Raw genomic sequence first — 22710 nt, forward strand, 5'->3', positions numbered from 1 at the left:
AATAGTGCACATAGGTTAAATGGCAATAGTTGCTTTGGCAATTGATTTTGTATCATCGCAGGCAGGAGATAAAGACCGTAATAGTATTTACTTTATAGGTTTCATATACCTAAGATTATCAATAAGTAGAGAAAAGGCAGATCCCGCATGGCGTCGGTGTGGATAGTAAAGATGGTATCCCGGCAAGTCGGGAGTGAACTTGTCCAGGACTCGCACCAGTCGTTTGTCAGCTATTGCGGCCTGTACCTGGTCATACGGCAAATAAGCCAGCCCGTGCCCATCGATGGCTGCATCCAGGATCAGGTCTATGGTATTGAGCAAAAGCTGTCCGTCCATACGAACACGGACTTCCCGTCCGCCACGGATTAATCTCCAGCGGTTAGCGGTGCCGGAGGTGGGCAGGTACAGGTTAATTGCCTGATGATCGATAAGTTGGGCTACTGAAGTCGGTACGCCACGCTTTGCGAGATAGTTTGGTGCTCCAACGATTGCCATTGGAATGTCTGGGCCGATGCGCACGGCGATCATGTCCTTATCCATTTCACCGCCCAGGCGAACGCCGGCGTCGAAACGCTCGGACACAACATCGGTCAGACCATAATCGATAATGATTTCTACGTTGATCTCAGGATGGGTACTCAGCAGCGTCCGCATGGCTGGCAGCAAAATCGTCTTTGCAGCATGCTCAACGGTAGTAATGCGTACCCGGCCAGAAGGGCGATCGCGTAGATCGCCCAATGAAGTCATTGCCGAGTCCATATCGTGAAGCATGGGGCCGAGAGTCGAGAGTAAATGTTCACCGGCTTCAGTAGGCACCACGCTGCGTGTTGTTCGCGTTAACAAACGCAACCCAAGGCGCTCTTCTATACGGCGAACTATTTGACTCAACGCTGACTGAGCCATTCCCAGCCGTGCTGCGGCACGGGTGAAACTCCGCTCTTCAGCGACCGTCACGAACGCCACCAAGTCCGCTATCTCATCGCGTTTCATTGCCGATCTCTCTCCCAATTAATCATTTAAATGATAAGACCAATCACGATTTTGAGTCTAATCATCTTAATCGACAGCGTCTATAGTGATATCTCCAGCACGACTACCGACAGAACCACACTGATGAGGAATTTGATGATGAACAAGAAGATTAGCTTCAGTAATACCAACAATCCGGCGATCTCTTTATCCGCCGTTATCTATTTCCCAACTGATTTTGACGAGAATCGTCAGTATCCGGCGATCGTCGTTTCACATCCTGGTGGTGGTGTTAAAGAGCAAACCGCCGGCACGTACGCCAATAAATTAGCGGAACAGGGATTTGTCGCCATTGCTTATGACGCCTCTTATCAGGGCGAAAGCAGTGGTGAACCACGTCAGCTGGAGAATCCTTACATCCGTACCGAAGACGTCAGTGCGGTGATTGACTATCTGACTACGCTGCCTTATGTCGACAACGCGCGCATCGGCGCCATGGGGATCTGTGCAGGGGCCGGTTATACCGCTAATGCTGCGATACAGGATCGCCGCATTAAGGCGATCGGTACCGTCAGCGCGGTGAATATCGGTTCCATGTTCCGCAACGGCTGGGAAAACAACGTTAAATCCATTGACGCGTTGCCACTGGTAGAAGCAGGCTCCAATGCACGTACCCAAGATGCCAACAGCAACGAAATGGGTACCATGCCTCTGGCACCGATGAAGGAGTCTGATGCACCGAACGAAGAGCTGCGTCAGGCCTGGGAGTATTACCACACGCCGCGTGCGCAGTATCCGACCGCGCCGGGTTTTGCCACCTTGCGTAGTCTGAACCAAATCATCACCTATGACGCTTATCACATGGCAGAAATCTATCTGACCCAACCGATACAGATCGTGGCCGGCAGTGCGGCCGGCAGTAAATGGATGAGCGACGATATCTACGATCGTGCAGCCAGCGATGACAAGCGTTACCACATTGTTGAAGGCGCGAACCATATGGATATGTACGATGGCGAAGGTTATATCGCAGAAGCCGTTTCAGTCCTGGCACCTTTCTTTAAGGAGACACTGTAATGAAAAATGTTCAAATCCAAAACGCGGATATGGCCTGGCATATTGCGGCCAACATTCAGTTTCCGGCGGGCTTTGATGAAACGAAAAAGTACCCAACGATGGTGAGCGTTCATCCTTTCGGCAGTTGCAAAGAGCAGACTTCCGGCAATGTTTACGGCAGAGCATTAGCTGAAGCCGGCTACGTGGTCATTGCTTACGACGCCAGTTTCCAGGGAGCATCCGGTGGTTCTCCACGTTGGGTAGAAGATCCGACCCAGCGTGTAGAAGATATCAGCAGGGTTATCGACTATGCCGTGACTCTGCCCTATGTTGATGCTGAACGTATCGGTGTATTGGGGATTTGTGGTGGGGGCGGCTATGCAATCAATGCCACCTTGACGGAAAAACGCATCAAGGCTGTAGTGAGCATCACGGGGGTCAACGTAGGTCGGCTGTTCCGTGAAGGCTTCAGTAATTACGATCCGCTCGGCGCGTTACAGGCCATGGCAGCACAACGCACGGCTGAATCACGAGGTGGTGAGCTCCAGGTCAATGAATTGTTGCCTGCCAGCCCAGAAGCGGCCAAAGCGCACGGCCTGACCGAACGTGATGTTTTTGAAGCCACGGATTATTACAAGACGCCGCGCGGGCAACAGCCTGGTGGAGCCACCCGCATGCTGTTTTCTCATGCGCAGAAAACGCTGGCTTGGGATGCTTTTGCGTTCGCAGAAACGTTGCTCAATCAGCCAATGATGGTTGTTGTTGGCGAGAAAGTCGGTGCCTTTGGTGCATTCCGTGATGGCATGGAAGTGTATGGCCGGGCAACGGCATCGACGCACCGCGAGTTGGTTTCATTGCCTGACTTTTCCCATTACGAACTGTACGACAAACCGGAAGCGGTACGCGCGGCATTGGAGAAGGTGATCCCATTTCTGAGCACACAGCTGGCCTGACACCGTTAAAAGTGGAGGAAGAAATGTCTTCCTCCATATAGAGCGTAGCTTAGCAGTTTATCGTTTTGCTGCGTGGCATGGAGGCAGGGCGTTTCGTATCAGACTTGTCGACCGACATCACCAGCGACGCCAGGAATTGGGGTGTTGAGCAGCTGTTGTTCCCACATTAAGGCGATGCCGCTGCCACCTACATGATATTTCAGTATGTCCGCCAGAGCAGCTGCATGCTCTGTGCGGGCCCAGTCGCGCTGCCATTCGGAAGCAACAGCCAGCCAGGTCATGATGTTCGCGCCGGCAGCGATCATGCGCTGAATAGCAACTTCATGAGCCTCGACGGACACGCCGCCTGAGGCGTCGGTAACGACGGTCACAAGGCGGATAACGGGATAGCCTTGGTGGAAGCGGCACTCGCAGGGATCGGCATTGCTTATCTGCCTGATTGCCTTACCCATGAACATATAACCTCGGGAAAGCTCATCCCCCTCATGGCGCGTCATTCACCTCCGCCGGCGGGCGCCTATATCATCCGTCCACCAGGGCGGTATCCTGCACGAAGGATACGAGTGCTGACCGAAATCCTGATCGAGCATTTCGATCACTCGGCTCACTTTGCAAGAAGGTATCAGGAACAGCCAGATGATAATGGGCAGTAATCTTTAGGATGTATTAACGGTGCATTTTGACGAAATCTGCAAGGTCATGGCAGCCAATTCATTTCAGATTTCACGTAGCGCGATCAAAAAAGGAGGGCGTTTTGACCGATTCGATACCACTATTGGCATTAATCCAATCCCTGGAAGTTAAACTGCATCAGCCGGCAACGCGAAACAACATTGCTGTGGTCAGTGAGTTGCTGCATGACGACTTTGAAGAGATTGGGCGTTCAGGTAACTACTATGATAAACAGCAAACCCTGGCGGCACTTCAAATAGAAAGTGGTCAGGCATCGATTTTCTCCGAAGGGTTTAAGCTGGCCATCATTGCCGAAGGTGCGGTGTTGCTGACATACCGTAGTTTTAATCGCAGTAATGATGATGGTGTTACTCAGTGCACATTGCGATCGTCAATCTGGTTGTTATCTGCAAACGACAATGGTGGTCAATGGCAGATGCGTTTTCATCAGGGCACACCGACCAATTGTTGACACAGAGGATGTTGAGTCACCATCAATGAACAGGCATTAGCTGCTGAAAGAACCTGTAAGGAGAAAGGCGAGGTGAGCTATGGCCAGGTTGGACAGCCTGGTGCGGAGTCATAAATGCAATTTAACATAATATACATTATGCGCACCTAGGTGGATATACGTAGAATCTGAGGTTCTGGGCTTTATCATGGCCCTTATCAGGATATCTCTAAGTTGGCAGCCAGCCAGCCCACCTGATGAATTTCTATGGCTAAATCGACTCGAGTATCTCAGCTATGTTTTGTGGGTAGACAATCTCATACGTTGTTCTTAACTCTTCGATACTCCACCAGTGATGCTCGCTGATAACACGCTTTTCTTCACCGCTCCAACGGTCAGTGTTGATCTCGCGATGTCTCACTCGCACAACGTAAAAATTTTCCTGCGCTTCAACCATCTCGCCATTCGGCAACATCATCTCAAAGTTTCTTTGCGCTACACACTGACCAACTTCATTGCACACAATGCCCGTTTCTTCCTGCAACTCTCTGACAGCGGCTTGCTTATAGGACTCACCTTGTTCAACACCGCCGCCTGGTGTTGCCCAATATGATTTTCCCGCCAACGCGCCAGAGCTGTGCGTAAATTTAAGCAATAAAACCTTTCCTGTCGGTTCAATAATCAAAAGCCTGGATGCGGGTCGCGATCGCATATCATTTCCCACCTTTTACCGAACAGAGCTCTGAAGCTTGAGCCATTACCATGGACAAAATACCTCTGCACGCTTTGGCCATTCTATGGGATAGTCAGGCCAGTTTTCACACAAGGAACTCAGTATGTGTACCACAGAGAAACACATGATTGTTATCGGCTCGGGAATTATGGGTGCATCCATCGCCTATCATTTGGCAAGTCGCGGGATAAAAGTGACGGTCATCGATAAAGACCAACCTTCTTCTGGCGCTACCGGCAGCTCTTTTGGCTGGATCCACACGACTGTTAGTGATGACGCACCCGATGCTTTCCTTCGCCGCGCATCGGTGGCCGATTGGCAACGGCTGGAAAAAGAAATCCCTGAACTTTGGGTGAACTGGACTGGTGCACTGAGTTATGACGATGAATCGCTGAAAAGTCAGCCTGATGAAAACCTGCTTCGACAGCCTGAGATATCCCAGCTTGAACCCGCGTTTAACAACCCGCCACAGCGTGCATATTATGCGGTTTATGATGGTGCTGTCGACCCTATAGATGCCACGCACGCCTTGCTGGAAAAGGCTTGTAGCCTGGGAGCTACGCTGAAAAGTCAAACGCCGGTCATTGGTTTTATCCAAAATGGCAACCATGTTACAGGCATCCAAACCCCGGAAGGCGTATTAAATGCGGATGCTGTTATCCTCGCCTGCGGAACGGGTATAACTCCCCTACTTGATACCCTTGGGATCCCGTTGCCGATCCTGGCGTCACCGGCAATTTTGCTACGGTTCAGTACCGAAAAGCATTTAATTAACACCCTGATTTCTGGTCATGATGTAGAAGCCCGGCATGCCCGTAATGGTGATATCTTGGCTGCGGAAGACTATCCGCTATCGGGTAATACCGATAATGTCGCTGCAGAGACATTGGCAGCGATGAAGACAGGATTGAATGGCGCAGCTTCGGTGCACTTACTGAGTCAATCGGTGGGACAGCGCCCAGTGCCGGAAGATGGATGTCCGGTCATCGGATTTATCGACGAGGTGCCTGGCGTTTATGTTGCCGTCATGCATCCGGCGGTAACCTGTGCGGCTACCCTGGGCCGAATGGTTAGTGAAGAGCTGATCAGCGGTAATAACCCGGAAATACCTGCAATTTATCGTCCTGCACGCTTCACTGCTGATCAAAAACAATCTTAATAACGGCAATCGTCGCAGGACAGTGCCTGATGACGATTGCCGACGGCATCCTCAAATAATGTATGAAAGCAGGAAGGTCATGCCCAGCGCCAATACCGATGCGATAAAGGTGGCCGTAGTGTAATACTTGAAGGTTTCATTCAGCGTTGCCCCACAATATTGCCTGACCAACCAGAACAGTGAATCCGTCACTATGGTGCAGCCAATAGCGCCAGAACCGATGGCAATGGTCACGATCTCCGGGCTAACATTGGGATAAAGCGACAACATCGGCGCGACTATCGCCGTGGCGCCCATCATGGCTACGGTGGCGGAACCCACGGCGGCATGCAGAATAAGGGCGACCAGCCAGGCTAACAGAATAGGATGCATATGCAGATTTGACAGCATCAGCGCCAGAGTATCGGCCAGGCCGCTGGTCTTCAAAATACTGTTAAATGCCCCACCTGCACCGATGATCAACAAGATATTGGCGATGGAGGAGAAACCGGACTCAGTATGGCTCAACAGCGCGCTCATCCCCATATGACGACGGATCCCGAGAACGTAGTAAGCCACGAATACCGCAATAAACATGGCAATGATCGGGTTACCGATAAACTCCATAGCGGCAAACAAGTGCCCTTCTTTACTCAGATTCAGCTCGGCGACCGTTTTGACCAGCATCAGCACTATAGGCAGCAAAACCGTAAACAGCGTTGCCCCCAGTGATGGCAGTGAATGTTCTTCCCGCACGGCCAGGTTGGAAAACTCCGGCGGTACCGCTTTGAACGGCAAGCGTTTACCCAACAATTTCAGGAACAATGGGCCGCCTACCAACGATGCCGTCAGCCCGACCAACAGGCCATAAACAATCACCGTGCCCACATCGGCTCCCAGCTTGTTGGTAACAAACAACGCCGCCGGATGGGGAGGAACCACACAGTGCACCGCCATCAATGCGGTACACAGAGGAATGGCCAGCTTGAGCAATGAAGTCCCGGTTTTTCTGGCGATGGAAAAAGCCAATGGGATCAATAGCACTACGCCCACTTCAACAAACAGCGTGATACCGCAAACCAGGCCGACCAACACCATAATCACGTCAACAGACAGCCAGCGGCAGCGCTGCAACGCAATGCCAATACGCTCTGCCGCGCCGGATACTTCCATCATCTTGCCCAGAATGGTCCCCAGCCCAATAACCGCAGCCAAAAAACCTAGCGTACTGCCGATGCCATTTTCAATGGCATTGACCATATCAATTGGGCCCATACCCATCATGCCGCCGACAAAGAAGCTCGCCAGCAATAACGCCAAAAAAGGGTGAAACTTAAACTTCACGATGGTCAAAATGATGATCGCGATACTGGCGATCAGCGTGCCGGCAACCCAAACTTGCGAATTCATAGCCCTTACCCCCGTCATTAACTGACTGTCATTGGACAGGAAAACGACGATCGGTGACAAACGATAAAAATCCGCCCTCACATGAGTGAAACAGAATCAAACGAGTGACTTCTGCCAGAAAATGAGGCAATTTAGCGATATGGGTCAACTTTACTCATCAAATCGGTGTGTAAATCGTGGGCGTTTTTAAATTTCCAGGGGGGATTATGACGGTAAATCATTTGCCAACGGGGCCGCATCGGTCACTGAATGGCTGGCAGTTATCGCGGCTATTTACCTTTGAAGTGGCTGCGCGGCATGAATCTTTCGCCATGGCGGCCGACGAGCTTTCTGTCAGCCCCAGCGCCGTCAGCCATAATATTAACCAGCTTGAGGCCAATCTGGGTATCCAGCTGTTTGTCCGCTCTCACCGCAAGGTGGAACTCACGACAGAAGGCAAACGGGTTTTTTGGGCGCTAAAATCCTCACTCGGCACCCTGAACCAGGAAATTCTGGATATCAAAAATCAGGCGCTATCAGGTTCGTTAACGGTTTACTCCCGTCCCTCAATTGCTCAGTGCTGGATTGTGCCGGCGTTGGCGGATTTCTCCCGCCGATACCCCGCCATTAATCTGACCATTCTGACCGGCAACGAATATGTGAACTTCCAACGTGCCGGCATTGATTTGGCGGTTTACTTCGATGCCACGCCATCATCACAGCTTCATTATCAATACCTGATGGATGAAGCGATCATTCCGGTATGCAGCCCGGAGTACGCCAGTCAATTTGAGCTGGCCAATTTTCCCGGCAACCTCTCCCATTGCACCCTGCTCCACGATCGACAAGCCTGGAGCTATGATTCCGGTACCGATGAGTGGCACAGTTGGGCTCAGCATTTCGATATCAATCTGGATACGTCACCGGGTATAGGTTTTGATCGTTCCGATCTGGCCGTAACCGCAGCCATCAATCATGTTGGCGTGGCCATGGGCCGCAAACGGTTGATCCACAAACGACTTAGCTCCGGTGAACTGGTCGCCCCCTTCCCGAAAATGGAGCTCAAATGCGACCAGCACTACTATGTATCGACACTTTCCGATCGCCAGTGGCCGAAGATTGACGCCTTCATTGTTTGGTTAAAAGCCCTGGGTGAACCCCCTGTGTAAGCATCGAACTCTCACGGGAATGTGGATGCAGGCAGGTAATATCACTCAACTGTCTTTCTGTTTCATGGACGATATTTACCGCAGGGTAAATGATGAACCAGATATACCCACTTCGTCACTGCCAGTATTATTTATCGTCAGATCCAAGATATATCACAATGGTTAAATTGGTTGAGAATGTGAGACAAACGGCAATTCACTTTATCAATAGGCTAACCCCAGATAAAATGTTTTAACATTTGCCAGATAAAACAGTACAATTCCGTCCGTTAATTTCGCACTATTTTAGGGTCTCTGTGTCGTTAATTAGGACTGCCACATCGCGAAGCCGTCTCCCCGCCTGTCTGGGGATTTTTGCGATACTGATGTTGTTCATTGCCCCGGTGATCTCCCGATCGCTGGAGCATGCGCGCGTCGGGCAGTCTGAAACCGCCAGCATGGCTGACTGCGGCATGGATATGTCGGCGCATATGCACCACCCGCCAGCGCCGTCAGCCAAGGGCGGCATGCCTATGAGCATGCAGACCGGTAGCCACAATATGGCGATGATGATGGATGACAGCGCCTGTGGTTATTGCGTGCTGTTAATCCATGTGCCGTTGTTGGATCTGGCCTATTCACCATTATTCTGGTCAGGCTCGTTGCTGTCCCGCGCCCCGCCAACGCATTATACCTTCCCGTTATTCGCCTATGTGGCCCACTCTGAGGCACAACCTCGTGCCCCACCAGCATCACTTCCTCTGATTTAAAAATTAATAGACTGCAGCCAAATTATTCCTGGTGGGATTATTCAACCAGGTGGTTGACGCACGCCTGTCAGATTTACTGCTGCAGATCATTATTTATCGCAACTCGACTGGCGTTATTAATCCGCTATGGCGAGGACGCCCCCTATTTACGGCGGCATGATGCTCCGGGCACCACCACGTCTAAATAATAACCGGTCGCGATATAAAAATACGTTTAGCGTTAAAATTTGCATTAAGTTTAGCGTTAAAATTTGCATTAAGGAACGATGATGTCTGGTAAAACCAAGAATTATAAAAAGCGCCCTCTGCCTCTGCATATTACCGCAGCGATGCCGCTGTTTATCCTGGCGGCCTTCAACAGTCATGCTGCGGAACAACACCAGCATGATGTCGCCGTCAAAGCTAACGACGGTGACGTGATCACCGTAACTGCACCACTCTATTCACCAATGACCATAGTGACGTCACCTAAAACACCGCGTCAGCCGGTGCCCGCCAGCGACGGCTCGGATTATCTGAAAACCATTCCGGGCTTCTCGCAGATCCGTAACGGCGGCACCAATGGCGATCCAGTGTTTCGCGGCATGTTTGGCTCGCGGTTAAAAATCCTGACCGACGGAGGCGAAATGTTGGGGGCCTGTCCTTCAAGAATGGATGCCCCGACTTCCTATATTTCACCCGAAAGTTACGACTTGCTGACCATTACCAAAGGGCCGCAGACGGTGCTCTGGGGGGCCGGATCATCGGCGGGAACGGTACGTTTCGAACGTGAGCGCCCACGCTTTGACCAGCCGGGTATCAAAGGCAATGCCAGCGTATTGGCCGGATCCAACGGACGCTGGGATGAAAATATTGATGCCAGCCTGGGGGGCGAGCAAGGCTATCTGCGCCTGATGGGCAACAAGTCACGTTCCAACGACTATCAGGACGGCAACAGTGACAGAGTGCCTTCGCGCTGGGACAAATGGAATGGCGATCTGGCGCTGGGCTGGACGCCAGACAGCGATACCCTGCTGGAAGTGACCATGGGCCGGGGTAATGGCGAAGCACGCTATGCCGGGCGCGGCATGGACGGTTCACAGTTCAAACGTGAAAGCCTGGGTATGCGGTTTGAAAAATCCAACATTGGCGAAGTGTGGGACAAGCTTGAAGCTCAGGTTTATTACAACTATGCCAACCATATTATGGATAACACCACCCTTCGCTCCCCTGGCCAGGGCGGCATGGCGATGGGACACATGGGCATGGGGCATATGAATATGGGAATGACGATGCAGCTGGATCGTCGCACCGTCGGCGGCCGTGTAATGGGTACCTGGCTATGGCAGGATTTCAAATTGGAAAGCGGTATGGATACGCAAACCAACACTCACCGCAATAAACAGGGTGACGGCTGGCAGAAAGATGCGCAATTCCATAACTACGGTGCCTTTGGCGAGTTGACCTGGACCGCGACCGAACAAAGTAAGGTTATCAGCGGCGCGCGTCTCGATCGTAGCCTGGTGGATAACTATCAATCGGCTAATGAGCGTGAACGTTCCGATACCTTGCCGAGCGGTTTCACCCGCATTGAACATACCCTGGTCGGCATGCCGCTAATGGTTTACGCCGGGATTGGCTATACCGAACGTTTCCCTGACTACTGGGAGCTGTTCTCCCCGACATTCGGACCGGACGGCAGTAAAAGCCCGTTTGATAGTGTGAAGAGCGAAAAGACCACGCAGATCGATATCGGCGCACAATATACCGATAAGCGCTTTAACAGCTGGGTATCCGCCTACCTGGGTCATGTGAATGATTTCATCCTGTTCAAGTACGATCCACACCATGCACGTATCAGCCAGGCCGATAACGTCAACGCCACCATTATGGGCGGTGAAATGGGGATGGGTTACCAGCTTGCCGAGCACTGGAAAACCGATGCCAGTCTGGCCTATGCCTGGGGTAAAAACACCACAGACAACCAGCCGCTGCCACAAATTCCCCCGTTGGAAGCACGCTTTGGCTTAACTTACGAGCGTGGCGACTGGAGCAGTACCGGCCTCTGGCGACTGGTCAGCAGTCAGCATCGTGTGGCGATCAATCAGGGCAATGTGGTGGGTAAAGACTTTGCCGACAGCCCGGGCTTCGGTGTGCTTTCCGCCAATGTGGCCTACAAGGTGAACCCGCATGTCAAACTCAGTACCGGTTTGGATAACATTCTCAACAAAACCTACAGCGAGCATCTCAATCTGGCAGGCAACAGCACCTTCGGCTATTCATCCAATACTTCGGTGAATGAGCCGGGGCGCACTCTCTGGGCCAAGGTTAATGTCACCTTCTAACTAACGGAGCCGGGTGGTGATGAGCATCGCCCGGCAAAGCCCCTTTCGAGCCTGTTCGCACTCCCTCAGTATTATTGCCTCCCCATGCCAAACTCGCTAAGATTGCATAAAATATATTTGAAAAAATAAACAAAATGAACAAGTCTATTGTAAAGGATGCGCCGCGTTTCCTCGATTTGCCTGCCGGCTACTTTGGCATGGTATTGGGTATCATTGGCTCGGGTTTTGGTTGGCGTTATGCGGCCACTATCCTGCCTGTTCCTTCAATGATTGGCGAGGCACTGGTCGTTATCGCCATCACTATTTGGTTTTTGCTGGCCTGCGCATTTTTATACCGCCTGCTGCGTTTTCCGCACAGTGTGAAAGCTGAAATAGAGCATCCACTGATGAGCAGCTATATCAGTTTGTTCCCCGCCACCACTATTCTGGTTGCCATAAGTGTTGCGCCCTGGTGGCGTTCACTGGCCGTCGCGATATTCACCCTGGGGGCCGTGGCACAACTGAGCTATGCCGCCTGGCAAAGTGCCGGTTTGTGGCGCGGGGTTCATCCTGTTGAAGCCACCACGCCTGGGCTCTATTTGCCAACGGTTGCCAACAACTTCATCAGCTGCATGGCCTGCGGAGCATTGGGCTATCAGGATCTGGGCCTGCTGTTTCTGGGGGCGGGGATCCTTTCCTGGTTGAGTCTGGAACCGACCATTTTGCAGCGGTTGCGTAATCAGGGCGAAATGCCGGCACCGGTTCGCCTTTCCCTCGGCATCCAGTTGGCTCCGGCTCTGGTGGCATGCAGTGCCTGGCTGGCGATTAATGGGGGGGAAGCGGACGTACTGGCCAAAATGCTTTTCGGCTATGGTCTGCTGCAACTGTTGTTTATCATGCGTCTGCTTCCCTGGTATCTGAAAGGTCCCTTCAATGTCTCGTTCTGGAGCTTCTCATTCGGGCTTTCAGCCCTGGCGACCACCGCCCTGCATCTGGGACATGCAAGCCAGGAAGGAATATTGTCTGCGCTCGCATTACCCCTTTTTGTCTTCAGTAATGTGCTGATTGGCTTATTGTTCGTGCGTACGTTGATGTTGCTGCTTCAGGGTAAACTATTGAAATACAGCAGCCACCCCTAAGCCTCAGCCAACCGAGGCAACAATATGCTCACGCAGCCATTGGTGTGCCGGGTCACGATGGGAGCGTTCATGCCACAACATGGTCATTTCGAACCCCGGCACCTCAACCGGTGGTTCAACCACCTGCAGCGTACTGTTGTTGCGTACCAGCCGTGAGGGCAGCATCGCCACCAGATCTGAATTTGCCAGCACCGACATCACAAATAAAAAGTGCGGCACCGAAAGCACCACGCGCCGGGTTAACCCGGCTTCTGCCAGTACTTTGTCGGTGATACCGAAAAAACCGCCGCCGTCCGGCGAGACAATCACATGCTCCAGCTCGCAAAACTGGTTCAGCGACGGCGGATTTTGCAAACCTGGGTGTCCTGCCCGCCCAACCAGCACATAACGTTCACTAAACAGAGTGCGTTGACGCAAGTTTTCCGGTGAACCTTCACGGGTATGGAAAGCCAGGTCGATCTCGCCCTGTTCCGCCTGTCTGGCGATGCGCGAAGGCACCGTTTCAATAACGGCCAGTCGGCTGTGCGGTGCCGCAGCCCGTAACCCCATCAGCGCCGGTTGAACAATGGTCGACTCACCGTAGTCGAATGCCGCGACTCGCCAGGTATTATCCGCCACCCTGGGATCAAAAGGTTCTGAAGGTGATACCGCACGCTCCAGCGCCTCGAGTGCCAGACGCAGGGGTTCACGTAACTCGTCACCCCGCGCGGTCGGTCGCATGCCGCGTGGCCCCGGCATCAGCAAAGGGTCGTGAAAGATATCCCTGAGTTTGGCCAGATGCACACTGACCGCAGGCTGCGACAGGTTTAAGCGCTGTGCCGTCCGGGTCACATTGTGCTCGGCCAGCAAGGTGTCCAGCGTCACCAGCAGATTGAGATCCAGTCGTCTGATATTATTCAAAGTAATACCTGCAATATTAGAAATTCATTTCTAGTATACCTGAGAACCACCTACCCTGACTTTCATTAACCCATGGAGGTCACACTATGAATGTTTTACTGGTCTATGCTCACCCTGAACCGCAGTCATTAAATGGTTCACTTAAGGATTTTTCAGTCCAACGTTTGAAGGCTGCCGGGCATCAGGTACAGGTTTCCGACCTGTACGCCATGCAGTGGAAAGCCACGCTCGATGCCAATGACAGCAAGGTTCCGCCGATCGGTACGCGTTTTGATCCATCACTCGATTCCCAACATGCGTTCGCCAACGGTTTGCAAAGCCAGGACATTGAATTGGAGCAGGAAAAGCTGCGCTGGGCCGATACGGTTATTCTGCAGTTTCCACTGTGGTGGTTTTCGATGCCGGCGATCCTTAAAGGCTGGGTAGAACGCGTCTATGCCTACGGATTTGCCTATGGTGTCGGGGAACACTCCGACTCACGCTGGGGAGACCGTTACGGCGAAGGCAATATGGCGGGGAAACGGGCAATGCTGATGGTCACTACCGGCGGCTGGGAATCACACTATGCTGCGCGCGGCATCAATGGTCCGATCGACGACATTCTGTTCCCTATCCAGCATGGCATCCTGCATTACCCTGGTTTTGAGGTGTTGCCGCCTTTCGTCATCTATCGTACCGGACGGGTGGATGAAGCAAAATTTACTGAAATCAGCGCCCGCTTCGGTCAGCGGCTTGATGACCTGGCGCATACCGCACCAATCCCCTTCCGCCGACAGAATGCGGGGGACTATGAAATTCCGGCATTAACCCTGAAAGCCGATATAGCCCCCGGACGGAGTGGTTTTGGTGCACATATCGAATAGTTAATATGTGCACGCCATTATTTATGGTGTGCACAGTATTTTAATCCAGCGCAGCAATAAAGGACCGATATTCCACGACGCTGCGGGCAACTTCATTATTATTCACCTGTTCAGCTGTCACATCTGAAGCGGACTCTGTACCGTAGAAAGCATAATAAGACCCATAGGTTGCATTTACATAGTTAGTAGTTATTTCAAAGGGGAGTAATATTTCATCCAGCGAGTATTTATAACGACCGGTGCTCGAGTAGTCCTGCTCTTTGATCCCGGCGGTCACGGCCAGTGCCACCTTGCGATTTTGCATCTTGTACCCGCTACCAGAGCCGTAGGCCCAGCCATACGTGAGGACGTCATCCAACCATTTTTTCAGTAGCGGCGGTGAACTGAACCAGAACACCGGGAACTGCAGCACAATTTTTTCATGTGCCTCGATCAGTTTCTGTTCCTGCGCCACATCTATCTGCCAGTCGGGATAAACATTATATAACTCATGAACAGTGTAGAGTTCAGGATATTTTCTTAACTCCGCCAGCCAGGCTTTATTGATTACCGAAGTCTCTATATCCGGATGAGCCACTATCACCAGTGTTTTCATTTGCTCTTTCCCTTTCGATTAGTTCAGTGGCGTATCATATGTTATGCTTTTAAAATGTAAAGTACGCACCAAAACGATATATACTAACCTTCAGGAAAGTATCAAATGGTCAATAAAGAATTATGTAGCCCAACTGGCATCAATCTTGAAGACACCGGATATGGCTATACGCTGTCGGTGATCAGCGGGAAATATAAGATGATCATTATGTACTGGCTGGCGCAGTATAAACCGGTTTTACGCTTCAATGAGCTGCAACGCTGTATCGGTACTGTCTCGTTTAAGACCCTCAGCTCGACGCTAAAAGAGCTGGAAAGAGACGGCATCATCATCAGAAAGGAATACCCGCAGATCCCACCGAAGGTGGAGTACAGTCTTTCAGAGCGTGGGAGATCGCTGATCCCGATTATCGATATGCTGTGTGCCTGGGGGGAAAAACATCGCGGGAACTTGCAGACCACCGAGGAGGCCCGGTAAACCGGGCCAGTTGCAAAATTACTTCTCCAGCGGATAAATGGTGCCGGTGTTCATAATGCCGTTGGGATCGTAAACCTCTTTCAGCGCCTTCAGGATGTAATAGGCACTGCCGTGTTCGTCTTTGGTCCAGTGTGTACGGTGCTTGCCGATACCATGGTGATGCACCATAGATCCGCCCTGTTTAAGGGTTTCCTCGACGATAATCTTGTTCAACGGATTGTGGTACTTGTCGATCTCTTCCTCTGGCTTGCAGCCCACCACGTTGTAGTCGTAAACGAAATACATATTGGTGCCATTGATATAGCTGTGGGAAGAGTGGCCACCCAGCATGGTGATGTCAGCAACATGGGGGAATTCTGTACGTATCCGGTGGATCACGTTTTCATAGATGGTGTTGATACTCGCCCAGTCACCAGAAACCTCGGTGGTGAACCCCATATTATTGGTTTTCATAATCTGTACGCGTTCGGCTTCTACTTTCTCCGGCCCCCAGTTCAGATTATTGAACCACTCTTCGATCAGTTTGCTGTCCACTTTGCGACATTCAGCATGGCGCTGTACGATCGCCTCAATACCGGCACCGGTCGCCTGTGCGATACCTTTTGCCCCTTCAGCCATGAAGATCAGCACGCATTTCCCTTTGGCAAAATGAGTAAAGTGCTGAGTGCCGTCTTCCGCGTCATACAGCCGGGCGATGGAGGGACGATAACCATCGACCATCACTTCACGCAGGATGTCGAAACCGGTTTGCATATTGTCGAGGGTATAACCGTAGAACAGGTTGTTTTCCGGCGTGTATTTGAAGATTTTGACCGTCACTTCGGTGATGTAACACAGCGCCCCTTCGTTGCCGATAATCACATGGCGAATATCCGGCCCGGCGGCGCGGCGTGGCACATTTTTGATCCGGGTAATGGTGCCGTTAGGGAACACCGCTTCAAGCCCTACCACCATGTCTTCAATTGCCCCGTATAAGGTGGACAACTGACCGATGCTGCGTGTCGCCACCAGCCCGCCCATTTGTGCCAGCGGTTTGGACTGTGGCGAATGTCCGGTGGTGTAACCCTGAGCCCGCAATTGATTCTCCAGTACTTCCAGCGGCACGCCGCACTGGGCCGTGGCCTGCATATTGCGGATATCGATGCTGACCACCTGGTTCAATCCCGAACCATCCAGCACCACCGAGTTTTTCACCACCGTCTCCAGCCCCCCCTCAGTGGCAGACGCGCCGGTACGGGGTACGCAGTTGATGTGATTTTCATTCAAAAACTTCAATACGTCAGCCACCTGCTGGGTATTTTCCAGCTTGACGACCGCCGCAGGTAACGGCTGGGTGAAGACACCGTGGATATCGGCATATTTGCGGAAACGATCCACGCTGTTTTTTTTCAGCACCTCTTCATCAGTAATAACCCGTGCCGGGCCAACGATTTCTTTTAAATGAGTGACAATAGCTTCGCGAGTCAGAGACATGGTTATTCCTTCCTGATAATAGAATATAAAATTTGTTGCCTGAGATAAAACGGGGTTTCCCCGTTTATTTAACGAACCAGATAACCACCATCGACCACCAGCAAGTGGCCATTAACATAATTTGATGCCTTACTGGCTAAAAAAACCATAGCCCCCATTAAATCCTGAGTGTCGCCCCAACGGTTGGCGGGAATATGTTCCAGCACGCGGCGATTGGTTTCCGGATTACTGCGTGTCTCTGCAGTAATATCGGTGGCGTAATAACCCGGTGCAATACCATTGACCTGAATATTATATTGACCCAGTTCATCACAATAAGCTTTAGTAAAACCAGCCAGCGCATGTTTGGTCGCGGAATAAGCCGGCGACCATTGCCCGCCGAGATAGGAGAAAAGTGAACAAATATTAATGATCTTGCCCTGCTGGTTGGGGATCATCACCTTGGCGGCTTCGTAGCTCATTTCAAAGGCGGCGGTCAGGTTGATGTCGATCATCGGATCCCAGTCCGCCCGGCCAAAATCCAGTACCTTGTTCAGTTTGCAGATCCCTGCGTTGTTAACCAGGATATCTACGCTGCCAAAGTCCGCCATGCATTGCGCGATGACCCTTGCCGGTGCCCCTTTTTCGGTGATATCCACTTGCATAAACTCAACACGAACGCCCTGCTGCTCAATGATCTCGCGAGTTTGCCCCTTGTCCATCGCAAAGCTGGGAATAAACAGGTTGGCACCGGCCTTGGCAAGGGCAACGGCAAACGCCTGTCCCAGACCGCTGTTGCCACCGGTGACAATGGCGGTTTTGCCCTTCAGCGAAAAGAAATCCAGTGAGAACGCATTCAATGCATCTAGTGACATGTGCTAACTCCTTAGCCTGAAAAAAATGCAAAAAAAATGAGAAAAGTAAGCTCCTCTGCGGGTGGCAGAGAAGTTACTTTTCTCATCGGCTCTAGTAACTGAGAAGCAAGCTAACATGCCGTACTAATGCCATTCCGTGACTTACCTCACAAAATCATTTCATGCCTAAAAATACACTAATAATCCCGATTTTTAACAATTAGCCCCGCCGTTGTTATTTTAACCTTTTGTGATAGGAGTCACTGTTAATATTATCAGCGGCATGCTATTTGTTAGTGCAGTTACTGAATGAGCCGAAGAGAAAAGTAACTTCCCGTCATGCGGGAAGCTTGCTTTTCTCTTTTTTTGTTTGACATTTTCACGGGAATGCCGCATGAAAAAATCCAATTTCCACCGCTGGCTAACGCTGGCGATAATAAGTATTAGCGGCGGTGTAAGTTTTGATTTGGCCTACCTGCGTTATATTTATCAAATACCCATGGCGAAATTCATGGGTTTTTCCAATACCGAAATAGGGTTAATAATGAGCACCTTTGGTATTGCCGCCATTATTCTCTATGCACCCAGTGGTATTATCGCCGATAAATTCTCTCATCGTAAAATAATGACTTTCGCCATGGTCGCCACCGGATTACTGGGTGGGCTGATGGCATTATACCCCCCCTTCTGGGTGATGATCCTGATCCAGGTGGCGTTCGCCATTACCACTATTCTGCTGTTGTGGTCCGTTTCCATCAAGGCCGCGTCTTTACTGGGCGATCATGATGAACAGGGGAAAATCATGGGCTGGATGGAGGGCTTGCGCGGTGTTGGTGTTATGGCGCTGGCCGTCTTCACCATGTGGGTCTTCTCTTTATTCGCCACCGAAGATCCTAACAGCCTCAAGGCGGTGATTTTGATTTACAGCGGTGTGTATATTCTCCTCGGCATTCTTTGTTGGTTCTTTGTCACTGACGGGATCAACAATGCGGCGGACAACGCTGAACCCTCGCGCCAATTTAACCTTGGCGATATCCTCAGAGTGCTGAAAGTCAGTACCACCTGGTATTGCAGCATGATCATTTTCGGCGTTTACACCATCTATGCCATCCTGAGTTACTCCACCAATTATCTGACCGAAATGTATGGCATGACGTTGGTGGCCGCCAGCTATATGGGCATTGTCATCAATAAAATTTTCCGCGCCATGTGCGGCCCACTCGGCGGTTTGATCACCAGCCACAGCCGGCTGAAATCGCCTACCCGGGTGATCCAGCTGCTGGCATTGGTCAGCCTGATCACTCTGGTGGCCCTGTTACTCACCAATCGGCAACCCGCGTCGGTCGCCGTCGGTATCGGCCTGATCCTGCTGTTGGCGTTTACCTGTTATGCCTCACGCGGGCTGTATTTCGCCTGCATAGGTGAAGCCCGCACACCCAAATTCATTATGGGCACCACCGTCGGCATCTGCTCGGTGATTGGTTTCCTGCCTGACGTGTTTGTTTATCCGCTGGTCGGGCACTGGCAAGACACCCTGCCCGCCGCCGAGGCCTACCGCAATATGTGGCTGATGGGCCTGGTCGCCACCGGTTTGGTGGTGGTGTTTACTTATCTGTTGTTCAACAAGATCAAAACTGCCGACGCTAAAACCATAACCCCAAAACCGGCCGTCGGGTAAGGCATTTTTCTTAAGGAGCGATCGCATGAAGAAGAAGTATCTGATGGGTGTGGATGTTGGCACCCAAAGCGCAAAAGTGGTGATTTTTGATTTGGACGGCAAGGTGATTTGCGAAGGCAAACAGCAACTGCGCAAACTGGATATTCCCGCACCGCTGTTGGCGGAGCATCCTGATGACGACCTGTGGAATGCGTTAAAAGTGGCTTTCCGCCGCGTGATGCAGCGTTTTGCCGACTATGGCGGTCAGCCGCAGGACATTGTGTCGATGGGCGTCTGCATCATTCGCTGTTGCCGGGCGTTGCTGAAAGAAAACGGCGAACTGGCCTACCCGGTCATCAACTGGATGGATAAGCGCCTGAACAAGCCCTATGAGTATATTGATGCCTACCGTGGCGTGCGCTATATCACCACCACCTCCGGCTATATCACGCACCGCCTGACCGGCAAGTTTAAAGATACCTGCGCCAACTATATCGGTTGGTGGCCAATGGACAATGACACACTGGACTGGAGCACCGACCCGCAAGTCTGGCAAAGCTGCAACCTGACGCGCGATCAGGTTTTTGATGTGGTGAAGCCGGGGGAAATTCTCGGTCATCTCAGCGAACGCGCGGCGCAACAAATCGGCTTGCCGGCGGGTATTCCGGTGGTAGCGACCGCACACGATAAGGCCGTAGAAGCGCTGGGGGCCGGCTCGCTGGATACCGGTGTCGCACTGATCTCTCTTGGCACCTATATCGGCGCCATGGTGCACGGCCAAACCAATGTGAAGCATGCGCAGAATTTCTGGCCGTTTCAGGCGTCGATCCCCGGTCGCTATTTGTATGAATGCATGGGCGTACGGCGTGGTATGTGGACAGTCAGCTGGTTTCGCGACCAGTTTGGCGCTGCGGCGCTTTCTGCTGCTCATGACGCCGGGGTGAGCATCGAAGAGTTGCTGAACCATGAAGCAGAACGGGTGCCTGCCGGGTGCGAAGGCTTAATCACGGTGCATGACTGGGCTCCGCCGCCGGAAGCGGAATTCCGCAAAGGGGCGATGATCGGTTTCGACGGCCGTCACACGCGGGCGCATATGTATCGTTCCATCCTGGAAGGCATTGCCTTCACCATGAAAAACCACATGGACAAGATGGCGCAGGAACTGAATACGCCGTTCCGCAGCCTGATCATTTCCGGCGGCGGCGCCAACAGCGACCTGTTTATGCAGATTTTTGCCGACGTATTTGGCATTCCGACCAGGCGTAATTTGATGAGCGGTTCTGCCGCGGTGGGTTGCGCCATCAACGCCGGTATGGCGGTAGGCGCATTCGACAGCTATCAGCAGGCAACCGACACTCTGGTGAAGGTAGGCGAGAGCTTTACGCCGAATCCCCACAACCACCGTTTTTACCAGCAACTCAATCAGCAGGTTTATCAGCGGGTGAACGCACAGCTCGATCCCCTGTTACGTGCGCTCAGCCCTTTGGTTGATGAGTTAAAGCTTTAATTTCCACACGTCATGGTTAGTGGTGGAGACGGCAATCGCCCCGGCTTTTAATGCCGTCTGGGCGTCGTCTTCATCACAAACCAAACCACCGGCAATGATCGGCAGATCAATCTTGTCTGCCACCCATCCCAACACTTTCGGCATACAGCCCGGCAGGATCTCAATACAGTCCGGCGTGGACTGCGCCACCTGTTTGTCGACGTTATTAAAGGAGATGGAGTCGAGGATAAACAACCGGTGAATGGCATAGAACCCTTGCTGACGCGCGGCTTTCACCATTGAGGTTTTGGTGCTGATGATGCCGTCGGCAGCCGTCACAATCTTCAGAAAGTTAATCACGATTTCTTTGTTGGAACTGCCTTCCAGCAGATCAACGTGCACAAAGGCGTATTTCCCAGCTTCTTTAATCTGCTGCACGATGCGCCCGATATTGCAGATGTTGCCGTAGAGCACCGAAATAATCCGGCAATCCGACTTCACTGCGGCCTGCAGGCTTTCATTATCTTTTACTGCGGCAATCACCGGATGCAGTTTTAACAACTCAACAATTGAAGACACGTCTTTCCCCTGGTAGGCCCGTCAGGAGTGGTAACGGGCAATGTTCATTAACAATAAGATAACACACCCACACACCGGTATCCCCACGTCTGCTCATACCACCGCCATCATGCCTGCCATCGGTTCAGGAAGCTGTGATAACTGCACAATTTCCTCCTGTAGCCAGTCATGAAAGTAACCTACACGGGGCAAATCGCGCTTGCCGGCAGGAATTTCCAGCCAGTAACCGTTACGGCTTTTCAACTCCAATGGTGACAGTAACACCAACAGCCCGCTTTGCAGCTCATTGCGGATCATTAACCGATCCAGCACCGCATAGCCAGCACCGGTAATACAGGCGTTAATCACCTGATCCTGAGTACTGAACTCCAGCCCGCTCTGCTGGCCGGCAATCACTTGCCCCGCCGCCGCCAGCCAGCACGCCCAGTTATCCAGCCGGATATCGCCGTTCAGAATGTGCAACTGCGTCTGAGTATGCAACGGCGGGAAGACCTCATTGACCATCAATAAAGGGCTACCAACCAGCACCAGGCGTTCATGGCATAGCCATTCCCCACTGGTGGCGCAATCTGCCGGTTCGCCAAAACGAATGGCACAGTCAAAATCGCAGTATTTTTGTCGGGTCTCGCTGATCAGGGCGATCTGCAACTGACTGTTACGACGACGTAACGCCACCAGTCGCGGTGCCAACCAGCGGGTAGCGAAGGTCGGCGCTACCTGTAACCGCAGATGCTGCAACGGATTGTGCAACTGTACCTGTTGGATCCCTTCTTCGAGGATATCCAACGATTGGCGTACCCGCGGCAACAACAAAATTGCATCCTGGGTCAATGCCAGGCCGCTGTAGCTGCGGATAAACAGCAATTTCCCCAGAAACGCCTCAAGCTGTTTGATCTGACGGCTGGCCGCACTTTGAGTAATAAACAACGCCTCTGCCGCCTTGCTGAAACTCAGCGTACGGCAGGTTTCTTCAAATACACGCAACATACTGAGTGACGGAAGTTTTCTCACAATCCACAGCGCCTCTGTTCAGCAACCTGCCTGTTAACTATATGTTGCTAATTTGCAGTTATTCGCCAGCCTCTGTGGCGCTTATTTCTGTAAAACCAGAAGCCGATCACATGCA

General features: G+C 51.9%; 23 protein-coding genes. 13 read left to right on the top strand and 10 right to left on the bottom strand.

Going from position 1 to position 22710, the window contains the following annotated elements; all coding sequences use genetic code 11:
- Positions 1-87: 87 nt before the first annotated feature.
- On the bottom strand, positions 88-990 hold the full coding sequence (locus E5C26_RS12465) for a LysR family transcriptional regulator (protein WP_135316589.1): 903 nt from the start codon (positions 988-990) through the stop codon (positions 88-90).
- A 135-nt stretch (positions 991-1125) separates the two neighbouring features.
- Here E5C26_RS12465 and E5C26_RS12470 point away from each other — a divergent pair, with 135 nt between their 5' ends.
- Together E5C26_RS12470 and E5C26_RS12475 are read left to right on the top strand one after the other, a co-directional pair.
- Positions 1126-2046: an alpha/beta hydrolase gene (locus E5C26_RS12470; protein WP_135316590.1), complete on the top strand. Its 921-nt coding sequence runs from the start codon at positions 1126-1128 to the stop codon at positions 2044-2046.
- The gene (locus E5C26_RS12475) at positions 2046-2978 is read left to right on the top strand and encodes an alpha/beta hydrolase (RefSeq protein WP_135316591.1); all 933 of its coding nucleotides are present in this window, start codon (positions 2046-2048) and stop codon (positions 2976-2978) included. The genes E5C26_RS12470 and E5C26_RS12475 overlap by 1 nt, the downstream gene beginning before the upstream one ends.
- A 98-nt stretch (positions 2979-3076) precedes the next feature.
- On the opposite strand, the gene E5C26_RS12480 is transcribed toward E5C26_RS12475, so the two are convergent.
- Complete coding sequence (locus E5C26_RS12480; protein WP_206194267.1) at positions 3077-3475, bottom strand: hypothetical protein; 399 nt, start codon at positions 3473-3475, stop codon at positions 3077-3079.
- Between E5C26_RS12480 and E5C26_RS12485 the strand changes: the two genes are divergently transcribed.
- Positions 3374-3631, top strand: coding sequence for a LysR substrate-binding domain-containing protein (locus tag E5C26_RS12485; protein ID WP_240775992.1), 258 nt, complete (start codon positions 3374-3376; stop codon positions 3629-3631). The two genes, E5C26_RS12480 and E5C26_RS12485, sit on opposite strands and share 102 nt — an antisense overlap.
- A 101-nt stretch (positions 3632-3732) precedes the next feature.
- Complete coding sequence (locus E5C26_RS12490) at positions 3733-4122, top strand: nuclear transport factor 2 family protein (protein WP_135316592.1); 390 nt, start codon at positions 3733-3735, stop codon at positions 4120-4122.
- A 250-nt stretch (positions 4123-4372) separates the two neighbouring features.
- Here the strand turns inward: E5C26_RS12490 and E5C26_RS12495 are convergent, their stop codons facing one another.
- Positions 4373-4813: an NUDIX hydrolase gene (locus E5C26_RS12495; protein WP_135316593.1), complete on the bottom strand. Its 441-nt coding sequence runs from the start codon at positions 4811-4813 to the stop codon at positions 4373-4375.
- 124 nt (positions 4814-4937) lie between these two features.
- On the opposite strand from E5C26_RS12495, the gene E5C26_RS12500 reads away from it, so the two are divergent.
- On the top strand, positions 4938-5993 hold the full coding sequence (locus tag E5C26_RS12500) for an NAD(P)/FAD-dependent oxidoreductase (RefSeq protein WP_135316594.1): 1056 nt from the start codon (positions 4938-4940) through the stop codon (positions 5991-5993).
- Positions 5994-6044: 51 nt separating this feature from the next.
- Here E5C26_RS12500 and dsdX read toward each other — a convergent pair whose 3' ends face one another.
- Positions 6045-7382 (bottom strand): D-serine transporter DsdX, encoded by a 1338-nt coding sequence (gene dsdX, locus E5C26_RS12505; RefSeq protein WP_135316595.1) that lies wholly within the window; start codon positions 7380-7382, stop codon positions 6045-6047.
- 206 nt (positions 7383-7588) lie between these two features.
- Here dsdX and dsdC point away from each other — a divergent pair, with 206 nt between their 5' ends.
- The 4 genes from dsdC to tehA all read left to right on the top strand — a co-directional run bounded on the left by dsdC (position 7589) and on the right by tehA (position 12721).
- The gene (dsdC, locus tag E5C26_RS12510; RefSeq protein ID WP_135316596.1) at positions 7589-8530 is read left to right on the top strand and encodes a DNA-binding transcriptional regulator DsdC; all 942 of its coding nucleotides are present in this window, start codon (positions 7589-7591) and stop codon (positions 8528-8530) included.
- Between the two features lie 296 nt (positions 8531-8826).
- Positions 8827-9279 (top strand): DUF2946 domain-containing protein, encoded by a 453-nt coding sequence (locus tag E5C26_RS12515; RefSeq protein ID WP_135316597.1) that lies wholly within the window; start codon positions 8827-8829, stop codon positions 9277-9279.
- Positions 9280-9608: 329 nt separating this feature from the next.
- Entirely contained in the window at positions 9609-11603 is a 1995-nt protein-coding gene (locus E5C26_RS12520) for a TonB-dependent copper receptor (RefSeq protein WP_409513906.1), read from the top strand.
- A gap of 134 nt (positions 11604-11737) precedes the next feature.
- The gene (gene tehA / locus E5C26_RS12525) at positions 11738-12721 is read left to right on the top strand and encodes a dicarboxylate transporter/tellurite-resistance protein TehA (protein WP_135316599.1); all 984 of its coding nucleotides are present in this window, start codon (positions 11738-11740) and stop codon (positions 12719-12721) included.
- 3 nt (positions 12722-12724) lie between these two features.
- On the opposite strand, the gene E5C26_RS12530 is transcribed toward tehA, so the two are convergent.
- Positions 12725-13621: a LysR family transcriptional regulator gene (locus E5C26_RS12530; RefSeq protein WP_135316600.1), complete on the bottom strand. Its 897-nt coding sequence runs from the start codon at positions 13619-13621 to the stop codon at positions 12725-12727.
- Positions 13622-13707: 86 nt separating this feature from the next.
- On the opposite strand from E5C26_RS12530, the gene E5C26_RS12535 reads away from it, so the two are divergent.
- A complete protein-coding gene (locus E5C26_RS12535) occupies positions 13708-14484 on the top strand; it encodes an NAD(P)H-dependent oxidoreductase (protein ID WP_135316601.1) in 777 nt (258 codons plus the stop codon).
- 40 nt (positions 14485-14524) lie between these two features.
- On the opposite strand, the gene E5C26_RS12540 is transcribed toward E5C26_RS12535, so the two are convergent.
- The gene (locus E5C26_RS12540; protein ID WP_135316602.1) at positions 14525-15079 is read right to left on the bottom strand and encodes an NAD(P)H-dependent oxidoreductase; all 555 of its coding nucleotides are present in this window, start codon (positions 15077-15079) and stop codon (positions 14525-14527) included.
- Between the two features lie 105 nt (positions 15080-15184).
- Here E5C26_RS12540 and E5C26_RS12545 point away from each other — a divergent pair, with 105 nt between their 5' ends.
- Positions 15185-15556: a winged helix-turn-helix transcriptional regulator gene (locus tag E5C26_RS12545; RefSeq protein ID WP_135316603.1), complete on the top strand. Its 372-nt coding sequence runs from the start codon at positions 15185-15187 to the stop codon at positions 15554-15556.
- Between the two features lie 18 nt (positions 15557-15574).
- On the opposite strand, the gene E5C26_RS12550 is transcribed toward E5C26_RS12545, so the two are convergent.
- Both E5C26_RS12550 and E5C26_RS12555 read right to left on the bottom strand, forming a co-directional pair.
- Positions 15575-17029 carry an FAD-binding oxidoreductase gene (locus E5C26_RS12550; protein ID WP_135316604.1) on the bottom strand — a complete coding sequence of 485 codons (1455 nt, stop codon included), beginning with the start codon at positions 17027-17029 and terminating at the stop codon, positions 15575-15577.
- Between the two features lie 68 nt (positions 17030-17097).
- On the bottom strand, positions 17098-17883 hold the full coding sequence (locus E5C26_RS12555; protein WP_135316605.1) for an SDR family oxidoreductase: 786 nt from the start codon (positions 17881-17883) through the stop codon (positions 17098-17100).
- A 373-nt stretch (positions 17884-18256) separates the two neighbouring features.
- On the opposite strand from E5C26_RS12555, the gene E5C26_RS12560 reads away from it, so the two are divergent.
- Positions 18257-19540, top strand: coding sequence for an MFS transporter (locus tag E5C26_RS12560; protein ID WP_135316606.1), 1284 nt, complete (start codon positions 18257-18259; stop codon positions 19538-19540).
- Between the two features lie 25 nt (positions 19541-19565).
- A complete protein-coding gene (locus E5C26_RS12565; RefSeq protein WP_135316607.1) occupies positions 19566-21026 on the top strand; it encodes an FGGY-family carbohydrate kinase in 1461 nt (486 codons plus the stop codon).
- Here E5C26_RS12565 and E5C26_RS12570 read toward each other — a convergent pair.
- The gene (locus E5C26_RS12570) at positions 21015-21584 is read right to left on the bottom strand and encodes a glycerol-3-phosphate responsive antiterminator (protein WP_012145193.1); all 570 of its coding nucleotides are present in this window, start codon (positions 21582-21584) and stop codon (positions 21015-21017) included. The two genes, E5C26_RS12565 and E5C26_RS12570, sit on opposite strands and share 12 nt — an antisense overlap.
- Positions 21585-21677: 93 nt before the next feature.
- Positions 21678-22595, bottom strand: coding sequence for a LysR substrate-binding domain-containing protein (locus E5C26_RS12575; protein WP_135316608.1), 918 nt, complete (start codon positions 22593-22595; stop codon positions 21678-21680).
- Between the last annotated feature and the right edge of the window lie 115 nt (positions 22596-22710).

Source organism: Serratia proteamaculans (assembly GCF_004684015.1).
In the GTDB taxonomy this organism is placed as follows: domain Bacteria; phylum Pseudomonadota; class Gammaproteobacteria; order Enterobacterales; family Enterobacteriaceae; genus Serratia; species Serratia proteamaculans_F.

Bases quoted from the DNA above. Each gene is read 5' to 3' on its own strand.
- E5C26_RS12465 (WP_135316589.1), bottom strand. From the start codon at position 990: ATGAAACGCGATGAGATAGCGGACTTGGTGGCGTTCGTGACGGTCGCT.
- E5C26_RS12470 (WP_135316590.1), top strand. From the start codon at position 1,126: ATGATGAACAAGAAGATTAGCTTCAGTAATACCAACAATCCGGCGATC.
- E5C26_RS12475 (WP_135316591.1), top strand. From the start codon at position 2,046: ATGAAAAATGTTCAAATCCAAAACGCGGATATGGCCTGGCATATTGCG.
- E5C26_RS12480 (WP_206194267.1), bottom strand. From the start codon at position 3,475: ATGACGCGCCATGAGGGGGATGAGCTTTCCCGAGGTTATATGTTCATG.
- E5C26_RS12495 (WP_135316593.1), bottom strand. From the start codon at position 4,813: ATGCGATCGCGACCCGCATCCAGGCTTTTGATTATTGAACCGACAGGA.
- E5C26_RS12500 (WP_135316594.1), top strand. From the start codon at position 4,938: ATGTGTACCACAGAGAAACACATGATTGTTATCGGCTCGGGAATTATG.
- dsdX (WP_135316595.1), bottom strand. From the start codon at position 7,382: ATGAATTCGCAAGTTTGGGTTGCCGGCACGCTGATCGCCAGTATCGCG.
- dsdC (WP_135316596.1), top strand. From the start codon at position 7,589: ATGACGGTAAATCATTTGCCAACGGGGCCGCATCGGTCACTGAATGGC.
- E5C26_RS12520 (WP_409513906.1), top strand. From the start codon at position 9,609: ATGCCGCTGTTTATCCTGGCGGCCTTCAACAGTCATGCTGCGGAACAA.
- tehA (WP_135316599.1), top strand. From the start codon at position 11,738: ATGAACAAGTCTATTGTAAAGGATGCGCCGCGTTTCCTCGATTTGCCT.
- E5C26_RS12535 (WP_135316601.1), top strand. From the start codon at position 13,708: ATGAATGTTTTACTGGTCTATGCTCACCCTGAACCGCAGTCATTAAAT.
- E5C26_RS12540 (WP_135316602.1), bottom strand. From the start codon at position 15,079: ATGAAAACACTGGTGATAGTGGCTCATCCGGATATAGAGACTTCGGTA.
- E5C26_RS12545 (WP_135316603.1), top strand. From the start codon at position 15,185: ATGGTCAATAAAGAATTATGTAGCCCAACTGGCATCAATCTTGAAGAC.
- E5C26_RS12550 (WP_135316604.1), bottom strand. From the start codon at position 17,029: ATGTCTCTGACTCGCGAAGCTATTGTCACTCATTTAAAAGAAATCGTT.
- E5C26_RS12555 (WP_135316605.1), bottom strand. From the start codon at position 17,883: ATGTCACTAGATGCATTGAATGCGTTCTCACTGGATTTCTTTTCGCTG.
- E5C26_RS12560 (WP_135316606.1), top strand. From the start codon at position 18,257: ATGAAAAAATCCAATTTCCACCGCTGGCTAACGCTGGCGATAATAAGT.
- E5C26_RS12565 (WP_135316607.1), top strand. From the start codon at position 19,566: ATGAAGAAGAAGTATCTGATGGGTGTGGATGTTGGCACCCAAAGCGCA.